Source organism: Mesorhizobium sp. ESP-6-4, from assembly GCF_020164735.1.
In the GTDB taxonomy this organism is placed as follows: Bacteria; Pseudomonadota; Alphaproteobacteria; order Rhizobiales; family Rhizobiaceae; genus Mesorhizobium.
Map to the genome: position 1 here is coordinate 488,125 of NZ_JAIUGS010000002.1, position 16,772 is coordinate 504,896.

Below are 16,772 nucleotides of genomic sequence, written 5' to 3' on the forward strand. Positions count from 1 at the left end.
GATGAGGGGTGGGTGACGGATCGCCGTCATTGCCAGCTGGAGCACCCCTCATCCGTCGCCTTCGGCGACACCTTCTCCCACAAGGGGAGAAGGCGGAGATGGCGATAGGCAAAAAGCGCACCAACGATCCGGAAGGCATGCGCCGGCGCGTCCTCGACGTGGCGGAAGGCGCCTTCCAGGCGCGCGGCTATCACGCCTCGAGCCTTGGCGATCTGATGGCGGCGGCCGGCGTCACCGGCGGCGCGCTGCACCACCATTTCCCGACCAAGAAGGCGCTGGCGCTCGCAGTGATCGAGGAACGAGTGGCGGCGGCGGTCCAGGAGACCTGGATCGACCCGATGCTGGCGGCGTCATCGGCCCGCGAAGGCGTGCGGGCCGTGTTCGAGGCGGTGGCTGCGGAGCTAGAGCGACAGGGCTATGTCCGCGGCTGCCCGCTCAACAATCTGGCGCATGAACTGTCGCTGGCCGACGACGAGTTTCGCCTGGCGCTTGCCAAGATTTTCGCCGGCTGGCGGAGGGCGATCGCCGACAAGATCCGAGCCGACCAGCAGGACGGCGGGGAGGGTGGGACCGATCCCGACCGCTTCGCCGCGCTTGCAGTGGCTGCTTATTCCGGCGCCATGTCGATGGCCAAGACATCGCAGGATGCGGGGGTGTTGCGCGAGTGTTTGAGGGGGCTGGAAAGCGTGCATCCGTCTTCGGGCGGATTGGCAACGAGACGACGCCGCAGGGTGCTGTTGCGATAAATGCTGTCAGGACAGAGGGAGGCGGTCCGAGGTTGTTTAATCGGGTGACGATGAATCGCTCTTCGCCAGCAACCGTTTCGCGCCGCGTCTTCATCGCCGGAGGTCTCGCTGCTGCCGGCGCGCTGCCTCGCGTCGCCTTCGGCCAGACCGGCAGGCGCATCCAGCCGATCGACGCCACTTTCCTCTTCATCGCCGATATTCATGCCTGCCGCATGGCGAACGGGCTCAGTCCCAACTGCCTGCAGGAAGGCAAGACCGATGCAGCACTTCTGCGCAACGTCGCGGCCTTGAACGCGATTGCCGACAAGAAGTGGCCGGCCGAGATCGACGGCGTTGCCACTGGCCTGCATTCGGCCGGCACCCGCATCGGCACGCCGCTCGGCCTCGTCACCGGCGGCGATATCACCGACGATGGCGGCGGCCAGGTCACCGAGCCTAGCGAAGGCACGCAGCTTCTGCAGTTCTCCAAGCGCTATCAGGAAGGTGTCGGGCCGGACCGGATCCACATCCCGGTCTATGTCGGGCTCGGCAATCATGATCTCGACCAGAACGGCTCGCCGCCGCACGTCGATTGGTATCGCCGCGAATTGCGCGATTATGTCGAGGTCAACCATCGTCCCGGCGTGTTCTTCAAGCCGCCGGTGCCCGCTACCGAATACGACGTCGATACCGACTGCTATTCCTGGGACTGGGGCGGCCTGCATCTCGTCCAGATGCACCGCTTCGCCGGCGATACCGGCCATGGCGCGCCAAGCAGCCTGCCTTGGCTGAAGCAGGACCTCGCGACTTATGCCGGGGACGGCCGGCCGGTCATCCTGTTCCAGCATTATGGCTGGGACTCTTTCTCTACGGAGCGCTGGGATCCCGTGAAACGCACCTATGATGACGATGGCTCGGGCCGCCCGCATTGGTGGGGCGAGACCGACCGCCAGGCGCTGGTGACCGCGATCAAGGGCTACAATGTGATTGCCGTCTTCCACGGCCACCAGCACGAAGTGCCGATGATCTACCAGCGTGACGGGCTCGACATCATCAAGCCGAAGGCCGCCTTTTTAGGGGGCTTCGCCTTGGCGCGGGTGACGGCCGGCAACATGGATGTGGCATTGGGCGAGGCGGTCGGCGATCACGGCGAGATCGTCTTCACCAATGCCTTGGCCAAGCAATTCCAGACATGAAAGGCCGCCTCCTGGCTGACTCTTGCGACCAAAACCAGAAGACCTTACGGACCTTATCCACGTCGCCACAGGTCTTCTACACCTTGCCGGCGAGCTTGTCGGCGGCGCTTCAGATCTGGGTTAGCCGGTTGCCGGTGGCCTTGCCGGCCGCCGGCTTGACCGAACCCTTCATTTGCTTGGCAATGCCGGCGACCTGATCCCTGTTCACCATGCGCGCATGTCCTGGGTCTGGATGGGAGCCGGATGCGAGAACCGCATCCGGCAGCCAAACGGACGCAGAGATTTTGGTCCCGCAAGCCGGCGTTGCGACAATGACTTTCGGCTCGAAGGTGAAGCGGCTAGGTTGGCCGCAGCCTGCATGAGGAGAGGTCGGTCTTGACTGAATTCACCCTTTATATCGGCAACAAGTGCTTTTCCTCATGGTCGCTGCGGCCATGGGTGGCGATGAAGCAACTGGATATCCCTTTTGAGGAAGGCTTCGTGCGGCTGCGCACGCCCGAGACCGCGGCCAACCTCGCCAAGGTGTCGCCGACCGGCCTCGTGCCGGTCTTGAATCACAATGGAAGGATTGTCTGGGAAACGCTTGCCATCCTTGAATATCTGGCCGATCTCTATCCGGAAAAAAGGCTCTGGCCGACCGATCTCGGCGCCCGTCAACTGGCGCGCTCGGTGGCAACGGAAATGCATTCGGGCTTCCGCGAGGTCCGCTACAGCTGGCCGATGAACCTGCGCCGGCCGAAATCCCATAAGCCGCTCGATGCCGAGGGCGAGGCGCAGCGGGCGAGGATCGAAGCGATCTGGCGCCAGTGCCGCGAGCAATATGGCGAGGGCGGGCCGTTCCTGTTCGGCCATTTCACCGCGGCCGATGCCATGTATGCGCCGGTGGTGACGCGCTTCGACACCTATGGCGGCGAACTGGCGCCCGTCACCCGCGCCTATGTCGACGCGGTCTTGGCGACGCCCGCGATGCGGCACTGGTATGCGGAAGCCGCCAGGGAGCCCTGGCCGGAGCCCGGGCCGCACGAACAGGATTGAGCCCGGGTCGGCTCGGCAAATTGCGTCGACTGCTCCGATGGGAGTCTTCAAGCCCCGGCGGCGCGGCCTATGTGAAGGGGCGGGCCGGGCTCCTGGAGATTTCTTATGACAACCGCAAATTCACCACTCACGGGCAAAGTCGCGCTCGTCACCGGCGCTTCGTCCGGCATCGGCGAGGCCACCGCCGTGGTCCTTGCCGCGGCCGGCGCGAAAGTCGCGGTCGCCGCCCGTCGTGCCGATCGCCTCGAAGCATTGGTTGCGCGCATCGAACACGGCAATGGCGTCGCGCTCGCCATTGAAGCCGACATCGCCAAGCCCGGCGACATCACCGCGATGGTCGACAAGGTTGTATCCGAATGGGGACGGCTCGACATCCTCGTCAACAATGCCGGCGTAATGCTGCTTGCTCCTGCGGCCGAAGCCGATCTAGACGACTGGCGCCAGATGATCGAGCTCAACCTTATCGGTCTGATGGCGACCACCAAGGCGGCGCTGCCGCACCTGAAGGCTTCAAAGGGTCATATCGTCAACGTCTCCTCGGTCGCCGGCCGGGTCGCAAATCCCGGCGCCAGCGGCTATGCGGCGACAAAGTTCGGGGTGGTGGCTTTTTCGGAATCGCTGCGCCGCGAGGTCTATGCCGATAAGGTGCGCGTCACCGTCGTCGAGCCGGGCCTTGTGCGTACCGAGCTCGGCGATCATATCACCAACGTGCAATCCAAGGCCGGACTCGAACACCGTCTCGCCACGATGGAAGCGCTGACCGCGGAAGACATTGCGAACGCGATTTTCTATGCCGTCAGCCAGCCGCCGAGGGTCAATGTCAACGAGATACTTATCCGTCCGACCGATCAGGAGCGGTGAACAATAGAAAACGCCTCTCGCGCTTGTTATGGCGCGGGAGGCGCTTTTGCCGTCAACCGTTCTCGATTGCTCGTGAATTGCTGACGGCTTGAGTGAAAACGGCCCGCCACGACATTGGTTCCGCAGCCGACGAATTTTTTGCCCTTTTTTGCGGATAGCCCCAACGTCCGCCGCGATGTGATAAGGATGCTGCAAGGCCAGGGATGCGGACGTCCGCAATTTAATCCGACGCCAATGTTGCTTTGTGCGTGGTCATGGCCGAAAGACGCTCTGCCATTTCGGCATCAACCTGCGGGCAGGAGAAGATTTTGACCGCTAGCTCGAATGAATCATGTGGGCAGGCTTTGCCGAAACCGGCAGGCGCACGCTGATGGCCGCCAAACGCGTGCCATCTACGCCGATCGCCGCCGATGCGACCATCGCCGATATGGTCGACACCCTCGACAAGCCGATCGAATATGTTCGCCGAGTGCTGGAAAGGCTCGAACGCTGCAAGCGCGCGCATGGCGATGCTCAGGTGCGCGTTGGCGTGCGCGGCCGCGCCGAAGCCCCGAACTATCTGATCGAGTATGTACGGGAAGACGCCAAGACCCATCAACGCACCAGCTATCAGGATGCCGCCTACAGCGGCAGCACGCATCGTGAGCTGGCGCCGCACCACATCGAGGACGCCAGGAACTGGTCGCCCGAGGAAATGAACATCACGGCGGTCTCGGCGCTGATCGGCCGCTTGCGCAATCCGAATGCGCCATCATCGCGCTTTTCTGACGAGGACTGACATGGCCATAAAATTCTCCGCCAAGGACCAGCCGGCAGCTCCGCCCGCCGCGGCCAAGCCAGCCAAGCCGGCGGCAAAGCCGGATGCGCCCGCAGAGGTTGCGACCGATCTGTTCAAGTCGCCGGCCGAAGCGCCGCCGCGCAAGACCAGGAAGAAGTAGCGCCCTTGCCGCAGGACGGCGGTCGCACAGCCGGGCCGCTCGGCCTGCTCGGTCAGCCCTCTGTGTCTGTCGACGAGGATGGCGGCGCGGTCGCCGTCTTCGACTGTCAGAGCTGCGGCGCCTGCTGCTCCTACTCGGCGGACTGGCCGCGCTTTTCGACCGAGGAGGATGAGCAGCTCGACCGCATCCCGGCCGAGCTGGTAGCGGCCGACCAGTCCGGCATGCGCTGCGAGGGCGGCCGATGCTCGGCGCTCACCGGCGAGGTGGGCAAGCACACGGCCTGCGGCATCTACGAGCTGCGCCCCGACGTCTGCCGGGCCTGCATGCCCGGCGGCGGCGACTGCCTGATGGCGAGGGCGGCGCATGGGCTGGCGGTCAGCTAGTTTCCTTGCCCCCGCATCGCGGGGCGAGGAAAAGCGCCCCGCTTGCCCTGTTGCACGCCTCCCGGTACCTTCCCGCCGGGCAGGGCAGCGGAGGAAATCCATGAGCATTGAATTCCTGTTGACGTCGTTGATCATCGTGGCTTCGCCCGGCACCGGCGTCATTTACACGCTTGGCGCCGGCCTCTCGCGCGGCGCGCGCGCCTCCATTATCGCGGCCTTCGCCTGCACGCTTGGCATCATCCCACATATGGCGGCCGCCATCACCGGCCTGGCCGCAGTGCTGCACACAAGCGCCGTCGCCTTCGAGACGCTGAAATATCTCGGTGTCGCCTATCTGCTCTACATGGCCTGGAACACATTGAAGGAAAAAGGCGGCCTCAGCATCGACGAGGACGCCGCGCCGCGCTCGACCGCCAGAACGATCACCTCGGGCATCCTGATCAACATCCTGAACCCGAAACTGTCGATCTTCTTCTTTGCCTTCCTGCCACAATTCGTCAGCACCACCGAGCCGCACGCGCTGCCCAAGATGCTGGAGCTCTCCGGCGTCTTCATGCTGATGACGTTCGTCGTCTTCGCCATCTACGGCGTCTTCGCGGCATCGGTGCGCAGCCATATCGTGTCGCGGCCGAAGGTGCTGACATGGATGCGCCGCAGCTTTGCCGCCGCGTTCGTCATGCTCGGCGCGAAGCTGGCGCTTGCCGATCGGTAGCCTTTGGCGCCTGCCCTCTACATAGCCCATGCCGCCTCGGGGGAGCTTTGGGCTAATGAGGCTCGAGAGATCCAGAAATCCGAGTAAGGCCGGAAATCCGAATAAGAAAGGCGATCGCAGTGACGCTTGAGTGCATCAATCCCCAGGATCTGCCCAAGCCTGACACATACAGCCAAGTCGTCGTGGCGAAAGGCAGCAGGCTGATATTTATCGCCGGCCAGGAACCTGAAGACTTAAACGGCAAGCTTGTCGGCGAAGGTGATTTCATGGCTCAAACGCGCCAGGTGTTCGCCAATCTCGGTCGGGCTATTGCCGCCGCAGGCGCCCGTCCGAACGACGTGGCGAAGATCATGATCTACGTCGTCGGTTACCGGCTCGATGACCATTACCCGATCATCGATGCCGCCCGCGTGGCTCTGTTCGGGGACCACAAGCCGGCCAACGTCGTGTTGGGAGTGGCCAGCCTGTCGCCTGGATATCTGATCGAGGTCGATGCGGTTGCGGTGGTCGACGCCTAGCCTTTCACATAGCCCATCGCCTCGACGATTTGCCCATCGGCGACACGCATCAGGTTGACGCCGCGCAGCGACCTGCCGTCGGCCATCCAGAAGCGCCAGCGGATCGTGGCGCGGTCGCCGGCGACGAACGTCTCTTCGATGTCGAAGCGGGTATCGGGTCCGGTAGCGATCGCCGACCACAATTCGACGCAAGCCGCCTTGCCGGTGCGGCGGGCGCCGTCGGGCGCCGGCGTGGTGTTCTCGATCACGCAGTCCTGCGCCACCAGTTCGTTCAGTGCCGAAGGGTCGTGGCGCTGGAAGACGTCGTTGTAGCGCCGCATGATTTCCGCCGTCTCGGCGGAGCGTTTGGCCGCGGCGATGTCGATGATGTGTTCATGGGTCATTTGATCTTCTCCTGTCGTTTCATTGAGCTACGAGGCTCGCCTTGAGCGTGATGGTGGCGACGCCCGCCAGCGCGCGCGAGACGAGACAGGCCGCCTTGGCCTTTTGCGCCAGCCGCTCGAAATCCTCGGCCGATATGCCGGCGATGCGCGCCTGAGTTTCGAGCTCGATGCGGGTGATCGTCGGCCCGGCCGTGGTCGCGCCGAGATGCACCTTGGCGATGGTGTGGATGCTCTCGGCCGTGTGGCCTTCGGCGCCGAGAATGGCGGTGAGCGCCATCGAAAAGCAGCCGGCATGGGCGGCCGCAATCAGCTCTTCCGGATTGGTGCCTGGGCCGTTCTCGAAGCGCGACGGGAAGGAATAGGCGCCTTCGAAAACGCCGCTGCCCAGCCGCAGCCGGCCGGATCCTTCCTTGAGCGTTCCTTGCCATTGGGCGGAGGCTTCGCGGATTGTCATGGCTGATCTCCTATCTGGTTTTGCGGAAAAGCGGCGATCACGCGCCGTCGATGACGACCTTGCCGAAGACGTCGCCCAGCTGGAAATGGCGGTAAGCCTCGCGCGCCTCGGCGAAGGGGAAGACCTTGTCGATGATTGGTCTCAGCCGGTGCGTGGCGACCGCGGCAAGCATCGTCTCGAGCCCGTTGCGGCTGCCGACAAAGAGACGAGCGATGGTGACCAGGCTGCGCTGATAGACGGCGCCCGGAATTTCGACCGACTTGCCGTCGCGGTCCTGCACGGTGAGCAGCACGATGCGCCCGTGAAGCGTGCTGGCGATCAGCGAATGCGCAAAAGTCGCCGGGCCGCCGGTTTCGACGACCAGGTCGATGCCGCCGGTCGCCTCGCGCAGCTTCATGCCCCATTCCGGTGTCTCGGCTGCCGCGACGACGAGGTCGGCGCCGAGCGCCCGCAGCCTGTCGGTCTTCTCCGCCCGCGAGGTGACAGCGGCCACACGGCAGCCCATGAGCTTGGCGAACTGCAAGGCAAACAATGCAACACCACCTGAGCCAATGGTGAGAACCCATTGCCCGGGCTTCGGAATCTCGGCGTGCGTCAGCGCGCTCCAGGCGGTCAGCCCGGCGCAGGTGAAGGTCGCAGCCTCCTGCCAGGAAAGATGGTCCGGCAGTCGCACCGCCCATTGCTCGTCAAGCAGCGCATATTCTGAGAGCATGCCGTCCAGTGTGCAGCCGAGCTGGTCGATCACGCCCGGACGGATGCGGCCGTCGATCCAGCGCGCGAAATAGCTGCCGGTGATGCGGTCGCCGACGGCAAAGCGAGTGACGCCGTCGCCGGCGGCCACGACTTCGCCGGCACCGTCGCTCAGCGGCACGATGCCCGCGCGGGGTGCCAGAGGATAAGTGCCGTTGAGGATCATAGTGTCGCGGCGGTTGAGCGAGGCGGCGCGCACTCGTACCAGGATCTGGTTTGCACCCGGCTTGGGCAGCGCTTCCTTGCGCATGACCAGCCCCTCGATGTCGCCGAATTCATCGAGCCGATAAGTCCGCATCTTTGCCTCCGATATATGTAGACCGATTTACATATTATGTAGACCGATTGTCATAATCGGGGCAAGCCCTATAATGCGCGCTCCTGACAAAGGTTGACACTTTGAGAGGTCGACGTGGCGACTGACACACGCACCCGCATGATCGAGGCGACGGCGCTGCTCATCCGCAAGCGCGGCTATCACGGCACGTCGCTGAACGACATTCTAAGCGCCAGCGCAGCACCGCGCGGCTCGCTCTATTTCCATTTCCCGGGCGGCAAGGACCAACTGGTCGTCGAGGTGACGCGCGCCAGTGTCGCCGACGTGACGGAGCGGTTGGGCGCCGCGCTGTTGGAGGAAAGCGATCCCGCCGTTGCCGTCCACCACATCTACCAGTCGGTCGGACGCATGCTGGAGGAGAACGAATTCTCGCTCGGCTGTCCGGTCGCGCCGGTGGTGCTCGACGCGCCGAACGATGTGCCGGACCTGGTTGAAATCTGCCGCTCGGCCTTCGAGCAGTGGATCGGGCTGCTGCGCCAGGCTTTCATGCGGGCAGGGGTGCCGGAGCGGCGCGCGCAGGCGCTGGCGCTGCTGGTCGAATCTTCGCTCGAAGGCCTGATGGTGATCGCCCGTGCCACCCGCGACCGCACCCCGGTCCAGGCGGTGGCCGACGAGGTTGCGGCGCTGGTCGAGCAGGCGGTGCTTGCCGGAAAGGCAGCACGGCAGGCGGAGAGTGCCGCCTGAGGACTCGGATTTGATTTCCAAATGCAAACAAAAAGGGCGCCTTTCGGCGCCCTTTCCGTATCAGTGATGGGTCAGACTTCTTAGAAGTCCATGCCGCCCATGCCGCCCATGCCGCCGCCGCCCATGCCGCCAGGCATGCCGCCGCCGGCAGCTTCCTTCTTCGGAGCTTCGGCGATCATGGCTTCGGTGGTGACGAGCAGGCCGGCGACCGAGGCCGCGTCCTGGAGAGCCGTGCGCACGACCTTGACCGGGTCGACGATGCCCATGGCGATCATGTCGCCATACTCGCCGGTCTGGGCGTTGTAGCCGAAGGTCGCGCCCTTGTTGTCGAGGATCTTGCCAGCGACGATCGAGGCTTCGGCACCGGCGTTGGCCGCGATCTGGCGGGCCGGAGCCTGCAGCGCGCGACGCACGATGTTGATGCCGGCGGCCTGGTCGGAGTTGGCGCCGGTGGCCTTGAGGTTGCCCGAAGCGCGCAGGAGGGCGACGCCACCGCCGGCGACGATGCCTTCTTCCACGGCCGCGCGGGTCGCGTTCAGGGCGTCATCGACGCGGTCCTTCTTTTCCTTGACTTCCACTTCGGTCGCACCGCCGACGCGGATCACGGCAACGCCGCCGGCGAGCTTCGCCAGACGTTCCTGCAGCTTCTCCTTGTCGTAGTCCGAGGTGGTCTCCTCGATCTGCTGCTTGATCTGGGCGACGCGGCCCTGGATCTCGGCCTTCTTGCCGGCGCCGTCGACGATGGTGGTGTTCTCCTTGGAGATCGACACCTTCTTGGCGCGGCCGAGCATGTTGAGGCCGACATTCTCGAGCTTGATGCCGAGGTCTTCCGAGATGACCTGGCCACCGGTGAGGATGGCGATGTCTTCCAGCATGGCCTTGCGGCGGTCGCCGAAGCCCGGCGCCTTGACGGCGGCGATCTTCAGGCCGCCGCGCAGCTTGTTGACGACCAGCGTGGCCAGGGCCTCGCCTTCGACGTCTTCCGAGATGATGAGCAGCGGCTTCGAGGTCTGGACGACGGCTTCCAGGACCGGCAGCATGGCCTGCAGGTTGGAGAGCTTCTTCTCGTGCAGCAGGATGTAGGCGTCCTCGAGATCGGCGACCATCTTGTCAGCGTTGGTGACGAAGTAGGGCGACAGGTAGCCGCGGTCGAACTGCATGCCTTCCACGACTTCCAGCTCGGTTTCGGCGGTCTTGGCTTCCTCGACGGTGATGACGCCTTCGTTGCCGACCTTCTGCATCGCTTCCGCGATCATCTTGCCGACCGACTCGTCGCCATTGGCCGAGATCGTGCCGACCTGGGCGACTTCCTCGGAAGTCTTGATCTTCTTGGCGGCCTTGCCGAGCGCCGTGACGACTTCGGTGACGGCGAGGTCGATGCCGCGCTTCAGGTCCATCGGGTTCATGCCGGCGGCGACCGCCTTGTGGCCTTCCTGGACGATCGACTGCGCCAGGACCGTTGCGGTCGTGGTGCCGTCGCCGGCGATGTCGTTGGTCTTCGAAGCGACTTCGCGGACCATCTGGGCGCCCATGTTCTCGAACTTGTCCTCAAGCTCGATTTCCTTGGCGACGGTGACGCCGTCCTTGGTGATGCGCGGGGCGCCGAACGACTTGTCGATGACGACGTTGCGGCCCTTGGGGCCGAGGGTGACCTTCACCGCGTCGGCGAGGATGTTGACACCGCGCAGCATGCGCTCACGGGCATCGCGGGAGAATTTTACGTCTTTGGCAGCCATGTTTTAGCTCCTGGCAGGGGCTCGGGAAGAGCCCGAAGATGAAGATTCAGGTGAGGCCGATGATCAGCCGATGATGCCCATGATGTCGGATTCCTTCATGATCAGAAGGTCTTCGCCATTGAGCTTGACTTCAGTGCCCGACCACTTGCCGAACAGGATGCGGTCGCCGGCCTTGACGTCCAGCGGCACGAGCTTGCCGCTTTCGTCGCGGGCACCGGAGCCGACGGCGATGATCTCGCCTTCCTGCGGCTTCTCCTTCGCCGTATCCGGGATGATGATCCCGCCGGCGGTCTTGGATTCGGATTCGACCCGGCGAACGACCACGCGGTCATGAAGCGGGCGGAACTTGGACTTTGCCATGTTTTCTTCCTCGAATGAGAACGGTGAGAACTGTTCCTCCATCCGGCGAGGCCGCCGGATATAAGTTAGCACTCACCAAAGGCGAGTGCTAACGTGGCGCTGAGATAGGCCGCTGGGTTGCCGGAGTCAAGGCGCGCGCAACGGGGCAGCGGCGCGAAATTTTTCTCGTGCGAGACGCAAGGCCGAAATGCACCGGCCATCGCGAGGCGCCGACGAGCAACCCGCCCGTCAGTCCAGGCGCCTCGGCGAACGCAGCACCAGCAACGGGCAGCGTTCTGCGAGCCCGTATGTGCCGGTCGAGGCCAGCCGGACGTCATCGAAGAAGGTCTGGGCTTCCTTGATCAGCGCTGCCGCCGGGGCGAAGCTGTAGACGACGGACGAGTTCCGGTAGACGTCGATGGTCCCGATGGTCGGCAGCTCCCACCCGGTTCGAGCCGACAGCTCCTCGCGGTCGGGAAACATCCTGTCGAATTGTTCGAGGATGCCCCTCACCGGTATCGTGTAATCAGGCGCTCCGCCGATGGCGGTCATTGCCACGCGCCATTTGAGTTCATGGAAGGTCGAGACGCCGCCGCTCAACGCCAGGGCGCGGACATCCTTCGGGTCGTCTGGAGTTCCGGGGGAAGCATAAAGCCTGATGGCGGCACGGCCGACGGATTTGAGTGAACGCGCAATCGACGCGAACAGCGTGCGTCTGAGGTCAGCGGCGCCGATGACGGAGAGACATCCATCGCCGATCAGCGCTTCGATGCTCGCGCCGGGAAACGGCAAGTCGAACCAGTCGCCCTGCACCGCCTTGCGCATATCGGTGTCGCCCGGCCAGATGCCGGCAATCATGTCGGGAGACTCGTCGACCGCCGTCATCGTGGCGCCGAGCCCGGCGAGCTCGGGCGTCACGCCGAGCATGACGACGTGCGATTGCGAAAGCTCGAGCTCACGTTCGTAGGCCTCGACCACCTGAGCCGGCGGCCGCAGCGGCGAGCCGAACAACTGCCAGTGCTTGCGAATTGCATTCCAGTGCTCGGTCATGCAAACCCTGTATCGGTTAGGGCATTGTGTTCGTCGCATAATCGAAGGCGCATGATAAGCCAAGTGGGGCGCATGGCACGCATCGCCGTCATCACGCATGAACAAGACCGCTTCCAGACCCGGCGCGGGCTGCTGCTGCGCCGTGACAGCCCGTATATGCTCTTCGACCTGCTGGAGGAGCTGAAGCGCCGCGGCCATTCGGTGCGGGTCCTGCGCGGCACCTCGGCGAAGCCGGCCGCCGACATCGCGGTGCTGCATCTCGACGCGACCGTGACGCCGCCCGATTATGTCGACTATGCGCGCCGCTTTCCCTTCTGCCTCAATCTTGGGGCCGCCGACATCTCGAAACGCCGCGTCAGCGGCGCCGTGATTGGCCAAGGCGACGACTGGCAGGGACAGGTCATCGTCAAGAGCAGCCTCAACCATCGGGGAACGCCGGAACAGCAGCTGAACCGGCGCGCGCGGCGAGCCGGCAGGCCGGAGCCGTTTCCCGGCGTCCAAGCCTTCGAAAAATACGAGATCCATGCCTCGCTCGCCGATGTTCCGGCCGCGGTCTTCGAACGCCGGGATCTGGTCGTCGAGAAATTCATTCCCGAGCCGGAGCCGGACGGTTTTGGCGCCCGCTTCTGGCTGTTCTGCGGCGAGCGCGAGCGCTGCACCCGTCATGTCTCGCCGCAGAGCCTGGTCAAGGGCGACGACACCATCCGCCGCGAGGCGGTGCCCGTGCCGGACGAGCTGCGCGCGCTGCGGCGCCAGCTCGGCTTCGATTACGGCAAGTTCGACTTCGTCATGCATGAGGGCAGGGCGGTGCTGCTCGATGCCAACAAGACCCCTGGGCGTGCCAGGAACCTGTCGAGCTTCATCGCCGCCGGCAATGCCAATCTTGCCGACGGCTTCGAAGGACTGATCCGCCAGGTCAAGTGACCGATCGTCTAGATATTCATGCCCCCAGACACCTCGATGCGCTGGGCGTTGACCCAGCGATTGTCGTCGGAGAGCAGCGAGGCGATCATCGGCCCGATATCGTCGGGGACGCCGACGCGGCCGAGCGCGGTGACGCCGGCCACCATGCGGTTGATCTCGGCATTGTCGCGCACATGGCCGCCATTGAAGTCCGTGGCGATCGCGCCGGGCGCCACGGTGTTGGCGGTGATGCCGCGCTGGCCGAGCTCCTTGGCGAGGTAGCGCGTGAACACCTCGATGCCGCCCTTCATCATCGCATAGGCCGACGATCCGGGAGCAGCAAAGCGGGCGAGCCCGCTCGAGATGTTGATGATGCGTCCGCCATCATTGATCAGCGGCAGCAGCGCCTGGGTGAGGAAGAACACGCCCTTCAGATGGGTGTTCATCAGCGTGTCGAATTCCTCTTCCGTCGTTTCGGCGATCATCTTGCGCAGGCCGGTGCCGGCATTGTTGACGAGATAGTCGAAGCGGTCGCGCTGCCAGGTGTCCTTGAGGGTCTTCTTCAACGCCGCAACGAAAGCCGGGAAGCTGGCGACGGCGCCGGCGTCGAGCTCAAGCGCCGCTGCTCGACCGCCGGCAGCCTCGATCTCGGCGATTGCGCTCTTCGCCTCGTCGGCGCGCGAGCGATAGGTGACGATGACGTCGACGCCCCTCCGGGCAAGGTGGATCGCGGTGTTGCGGCCGAGGCCGCGGCTGCCGCCGGTGATGAGAGCAATGGGACGAGTGGTCATGGCGAATCTCCTTCTTTTGGATGGAGATGCATATACTCGCCTGCCTGATCGATATAATCGGCCATGGATTGCCAACACTATTCAGTCTGTGCGAACAATCGGCGATGGACCGGTTCGACAGCATGCGGCTCTTCACTCGCGTTGTGGAACGGCGCAGCTTCACCGCGGCCGCCGCCGATCTCGGCCTGCCGCGCTCCAGCGCCACCGCCGCGATCAAGCAGCTCGAGGAGCGGCTCGGCGTACAATTGCTGAGGCGCACAACGCGCCACGTCACCACGACGCTGGACGGCGAGGCCTATTACCAGCGCTGCATCGGCATCCTCGCCGACATCGAGGATGCCGAGGGCAGCTTCGGCGGGCATGAGGTGCGCGGACGTCTGAGCATCGACATCAACGGCAACATGGCCCGCACCTTCGTCATTCCGGAACTGCCGGCGCTGCTCGCCCGCTATCCCGGGCTCAGCGTGCATATCGGCGAGGGCGACCGCTTCGTCGACCTGGTGCGCGAAGGCGTCGATTGCGTGGTCCGCGCCGGCACGCTCCCCGACAGCGACATGATCGCGCGTCGCATCGGCACGGCGCGCGAGGCGACGGTTGCCAGCGCCGCCTATGTCGAGCGCCACGGCCTGCCGCGTACCCTGGACGAACTTGCCGGGCATATGATGATCGGCTTCGTCTCGTCCCGCACCGGCCAGGTGATGCCGCTGGAGTTCACCGTCGATGGCAAGGTCCGCGAGATCGTCCTGCCGTCGCGCGTCACGGTCTCCAATTCCGACACCGCCGCTACGCTGGTGCGCCAGGGTTTCGGCCTCTACCAGGCGCCGCGCCGCCGCTTCGCCGCCGACATTGATGCCGGCCGGCTGATCGAGGTGCTGCCCGGCAATCCTCCGACGCCGACGCCGATCTCGGTGCTCTATCCGCCGAGCCGCCAGCTTTCGCCAAGGGTGAGAGTGTTTGTGGATTGGCTGGTGGAGATTCTGGGGCCGAAGCTGGAAGCGGGCTGAGGCAGCCAGGCGCGGCCCCGAGTATGGCGTCGGCTACAAAAACAGCTTCAACTGCGTATGGATGATCGACCGATAATCCTCGATCGTCCTCCGTCCCTCCGCTTCGTCCTGTGTCAGCGCCAGCCGCACGACGCTGCCGGCGAGCTGGAAGATCAGGAACACGACACGTCCGAACGCCTCGCGCTGCTCCGCTTGGAGCATCGGCCCGACCTTATCGCAGAACATCTTCGCCTGTTGCCTCGTCTCGGCGATGTCGAGATGCTGCAGCGCCTTGTCGGCCTGGATGGCGTTCTGCAGGTCCTGGATGGCTGGGTCCGCGGCGACACGGGCATGATAATCGTCGAGCAGCTGGTCGGCCGCGGCGGTCACGTCGTCCAGCCGGGCTATCCTGGCGATGATCGTGCCGAAGCGTGCGCGGCTTTCCTCGGAGAACCGCTCATAGAGCATCGCCAGGATCGCCGACTTGCTGGGGAAGTAATGATAGACGGTAGCGATCGGCCCGCCGGCCAGCGCGCCGACTTCCTTCATCGTCACCGCGTCGATGCCCTTCTCGCCGATCAGTCGCATGGTCGTGGCGAGGATCGCGTCGATGCGCTCACGGCTGCGCTCCTGCTTCGGCCTGCGCCGCGGTTCCGTCGCTGTTCGCCTTGTCTGCGTCATGCGCCAAATCTCGTGAAAGCCGCGAATTCGCGGTTGACAAGAAACATGATCAAGTATCAGTTCCGTGAAATGCTGACAACCTGTCAGTTTTTCGAGCGAGCTGCAAGGGAGAGCGCCTCGTGACTGCATCGCAAGCCGCGCAAGCGGAAAATGGCGATTGGCTTGTCGGCAATCCGACGGGCCTGCAGCTGGCCTCGGCCCTGTGGATCGGCTCGGTCGGCCTCCTCATCCTCGGACTGCAGCCGGTGCTGCTCGGTGCGCTCTACAGCGAAGGCCATGTCACCGGCGACGAGCTGGCGCTGGTCGCCACCGCCGAGATGATCGCGATCGCTATCGGCTCGGGCGTGGTGGCGATGCTCTTGCCGGCGCGCAACATGCGCTGGAAAAGCACGGTGCTGCTTGTCCTGCTCGCGCTCGCCAATGTCTGGGCCGCTTATGCCGGCAGCCCCAATGCGCTGATTGGCGCGCGCACGCTGGCTGGCCTGGCGGAGGGCGGGCTTGTCGCTGTCGCAACCGAGCTGATCGCCCGCTCGCGCCGGGCCGAGCGCATCGGCGGCTATTTCGTCACGCTGCAGACCTTGGCGCAGTGCGCGCTGGCGCTGATCCTCGCGCTCTTTGCCGTGCCGAGAGCGGGCTCGGCCGGCGGCTTCATCGCGCTCGGCATCGTCTGTCTGCTTTCGCTCGTCGTGGCATGGACCGTGCCCGACGACTATGCCGACCTGCCCAAGCAAGAACAGTTCGCCAACGTGGCGACCGTACCGGCGATCGCCGCGCTGCTGTCGATCTTCTGCTATTTCATGTTCTTCGGCGCCGTCTGGGCTTTTCTCGAGCCCATCGGCGCACAGTTCGGCATCGATGGCCGCACCGTCGGCTTGATGGTTTCGGCGAGCCTTGCCGCGCAGGTGCTCGGCGCGATGACCGCGACAAGCTTCGAGGCGCGCATCGACTATCGTTTTGCCATCACTGTCATCACGATCGTCGCGGCGATCAGCTCGCTGCTGCTTGCGTCCGGCCCGGGTCTTTCGGTGTTCTGGGCCGTGGCGCTGGTGATAGGGTTCATCCTACTCTTCATCGTGCCTTACCAGATCCGGCTGGCGATCACCGCCGACGAGACGCGCACCGCGGTGCTGCTGGTGCCGGCCGCCCAGCTCTTCGGCCTCGCCATCGGCCCGGTCGCCGCTTCGCTGCTGATCGACGGCGCGGACTTCCGGCCCGTGTCCGAATTCGCCGCCGCCGCCGCTTTGGCGAGCGTGCTTTTGCTCGGCATTTTCGTGCTGGTCGCGCGGCGGCGCGGCCGGGTCTGAGCAAAGGGG

Annotated in this window: 21 protein-coding genes and 1 pseudogene; 13 read left to right on the forward strand and 9 right to left on the reverse strand. The window is 64.7% G+C overall.

Translation table 11 applies throughout. The features are described from left to right. The first annotated feature begins 98 nt into the window (after positions 1 to 98). Together LB523_RS06185 and LB523_RS06190 are read left to right on the forward strand one after the other, a co-directional pair. Complete coding sequence (locus LB523_RS06185) at positions 99 to 746, forward strand: TetR/AcrR family transcriptional regulator (protein ID WP_224601509.1); 648 nt, start codon at positions 99 to 101, stop codon at positions 744 to 746. Between the two features lie 50 nt (positions 747 to 796). Further along, complete coding sequence (locus LB523_RS06190; RefSeq protein WP_224601510.1) at positions 797 to 1,921, forward strand: metallophosphoesterase; 1,125 nt, start codon at positions 797 to 799, stop codon at positions 1,919 to 1,921. Positions 1,922 to 1,997: 76 nt separating this feature from the next. Here the strand turns inward: LB523_RS06190 and LB523_RS06195 are convergent. Next, positions 1,998 to 2,132, reverse strand: a pseudogene (locus LB523_RS06195) (CsbD family protein). 164 nt (positions 2,133 to 2,296) lie between these two features. Here LB523_RS06195 and LB523_RS06200 point away from each other — a divergent pair. From LB523_RS06200 to LB523_RS06230, 7 genes are all read left to right on the forward strand, one after another. Further along, positions 2,297 to 2,956 (forward strand): glutathione S-transferase family protein, encoded by a 660-nt coding sequence (locus LB523_RS06200; RefSeq protein ID WP_224601512.1) that lies wholly within the window; start codon positions 2,297 to 2,299, stop codon positions 2,954 to 2,956. A gap of 105 nt (positions 2,957 to 3,061) precedes the next feature. After that, positions 3,062 to 3,817, forward strand: a complete 756-nt coding sequence (locus tag LB523_RS06205; RefSeq protein WP_224601515.1) for an SDR family NAD(P)-dependent oxidoreductase — start codon at positions 3,062 to 3,064, stop codon at positions 3,815 to 3,817. A gap of 370 nt (positions 3,818 to 4,187) precedes the next feature. Further along, positions 4,188 to 4,595 (forward strand): hypothetical protein, encoded by a 408-nt coding sequence (locus LB523_RS06210; protein WP_224637330.1) that lies wholly within the window; start codon positions 4,188 to 4,190, stop codon positions 4,593 to 4,595. A 1-nt stretch (position 4,596) separates the two neighbouring features. After that, entirely contained in the window at positions 4,597 to 4,755 is a 159-nt protein-coding gene (locus LB523_RS06215; RefSeq protein ID WP_181174749.1) for a hypothetical protein, read from the forward strand. 44 nt (positions 4,756 to 4,799) lie between these two features. Beyond that, on the forward strand, positions 4,800 to 5,138 hold the full coding sequence (locus tag LB523_RS06220) for a YkgJ family cysteine cluster protein (RefSeq protein WP_140841072.1): 339 nt from the start codon (positions 4,800 to 4,802) through the stop codon (positions 5,136 to 5,138). Positions 5,139 to 5,238: 100 nt separating this feature from the next. Continuing rightward, positions 5,239 to 5,850, forward strand: coding sequence for a LysE family translocator (locus LB523_RS06225; RefSeq protein ID WP_140840792.1), 612 nt, complete (start codon positions 5,239 to 5,241; stop codon positions 5,848 to 5,850). A 119-nt stretch (positions 5,851 to 5,969) separates the two neighbouring features. After that, a complete protein-coding gene (locus tag LB523_RS06230; protein WP_224601518.1) occupies positions 5,970 to 6,368 on the forward strand; it encodes a RidA family protein in 399 nt (132 codons plus the stop codon). Here LB523_RS06230 and LB523_RS06235 read toward each other — a convergent pair. Genes LB523_RS06235 through LB523_RS06245 form a run of 3 tightly spaced genes read right to left on the reverse strand, consistent with a single transcriptional unit; the run spans position 6,365 to position 8,253 of the window. Beyond that, positions 6,365 to 6,751 carry a nuclear transport factor 2 family protein gene (locus LB523_RS06235; RefSeq protein ID WP_224601521.1) on the reverse strand — a complete coding sequence of 129 codons (387 nt, stop codon included), beginning with the start codon at positions 6,749 to 6,751 and terminating at the stop codon, positions 6,365 to 6,367. The two genes, LB523_RS06230 and LB523_RS06235, sit on opposite strands and share 4 nt — an antisense overlap. Positions 6,752 to 6,770: 19 nt before the next feature. Beyond that, positions 6,771 to 7,205, reverse strand: a complete 435-nt coding sequence (locus LB523_RS06240; protein ID WP_224601523.1) for an OsmC family protein — start codon at positions 7,203 to 7,205, stop codon at positions 6,771 to 6,773. Between the two features lie 37 nt (positions 7,206 to 7,242). Then, positions 7,243 to 8,253, reverse strand: a complete 1,011-nt coding sequence (locus LB523_RS06245) for a zinc-dependent alcohol dehydrogenase family protein (RefSeq protein WP_224601525.1) — start codon at positions 8,251 to 8,253, stop codon at positions 7,243 to 7,245. Between the two features lie 114 nt (positions 8,254 to 8,367). Here LB523_RS06245 and LB523_RS06250 point away from each other — a divergent pair, with 114 nt between their 5' ends. Beyond that, on the forward strand, positions 8,368 to 8,976 hold the full coding sequence (locus tag LB523_RS06250; protein ID WP_224601527.1) for a TetR/AcrR family transcriptional regulator: 609 nt from the start codon (positions 8,368 to 8,370) through the stop codon (positions 8,974 to 8,976). Between the two features lie 80 nt (positions 8,977 to 9,056). Here the strand turns inward: LB523_RS06250 and groL are convergent, their stop codons facing one another. From groL to LB523_RS06265, 3 genes are all read right to left on the reverse strand, one after another. Continuing rightward, on the reverse strand, positions 9,057 to 10,712 hold the full coding sequence (gene groL, locus LB523_RS06255; RefSeq protein WP_224601529.1) for a chaperonin GroEL: 1,656 nt from the start codon (positions 10,710 to 10,712) through the stop codon (positions 9,057 to 9,059). Between the two features lie 63 nt (positions 10,713 to 10,775). Then, the gene (groES, locus tag LB523_RS06260; RefSeq protein WP_010915433.1) at positions 10,776 to 11,072 is read right to left on the reverse strand and encodes a co-chaperone GroES; all 297 of its coding nucleotides are present in this window, start codon (positions 11,070 to 11,072) and stop codon (positions 10,776 to 10,778) included. A gap of 228 nt (positions 11,073 to 11,300) precedes the next feature. After that, complete coding sequence (locus LB523_RS06265; protein WP_224601531.1) at positions 11,301 to 12,101, reverse strand: class I SAM-dependent methyltransferase; 801 nt, start codon at positions 12,099 to 12,101, stop codon at positions 11,301 to 11,303. Positions 12,102 to 12,173: 72 nt separating this feature from the next. Here LB523_RS06265 and LB523_RS06270 point away from each other — a divergent pair, with 72 nt between their 5' ends. Further along, a complete protein-coding gene (locus LB523_RS06270; RefSeq protein WP_140840806.1) occupies positions 12,174 to 13,025 on the forward strand; it encodes a hypothetical protein in 852 nt (283 codons plus the stop codon). A gap of 8 nt (positions 13,026 to 13,033) precedes the next feature. On the opposite strand, the gene LB523_RS06275 is transcribed toward LB523_RS06270, so the two are convergent. Continuing rightward, positions 13,034 to 13,795: an SDR family NAD(P)-dependent oxidoreductase gene (locus LB523_RS06275; protein WP_140840809.1), complete on the reverse strand. Its 762-nt coding sequence runs from the start codon at positions 13,793 to 13,795 to the stop codon at positions 13,034 to 13,036. Positions 13,796 to 13,899: 104 nt separating this feature from the next. Here LB523_RS06275 and LB523_RS06280 point away from each other — a divergent pair, with 104 nt between their 5' ends. Then, a complete protein-coding gene (locus LB523_RS06280; RefSeq protein ID WP_224601533.1) occupies positions 13,900 to 14,799 on the forward strand; it encodes a LysR family transcriptional regulator in 900 nt (299 codons plus the stop codon). Between the two features lie 33 nt (positions 14,800 to 14,832). Here the strand turns inward: LB523_RS06280 and LB523_RS06285 are convergent, their stop codons facing one another. Then, entirely contained in the window at positions 14,833 to 15,459 is a 627-nt protein-coding gene (locus tag LB523_RS06285; protein ID WP_224601535.1) for a TetR/AcrR family transcriptional regulator, read from the reverse strand. A 119-nt stretch (positions 15,460 to 15,578) separates the two neighbouring features. On the opposite strand from LB523_RS06285, the gene LB523_RS06290 reads away from it, so the two are divergent. Next, positions 15,579 to 16,763, forward strand: coding sequence for an MFS transporter (locus LB523_RS06290; RefSeq protein ID WP_224601537.1), 1,185 nt, complete (start codon positions 15,579 to 15,581; stop codon positions 16,761 to 16,763). Positions 16,764 to 16,772 lie beyond the last annotated feature (9 nt).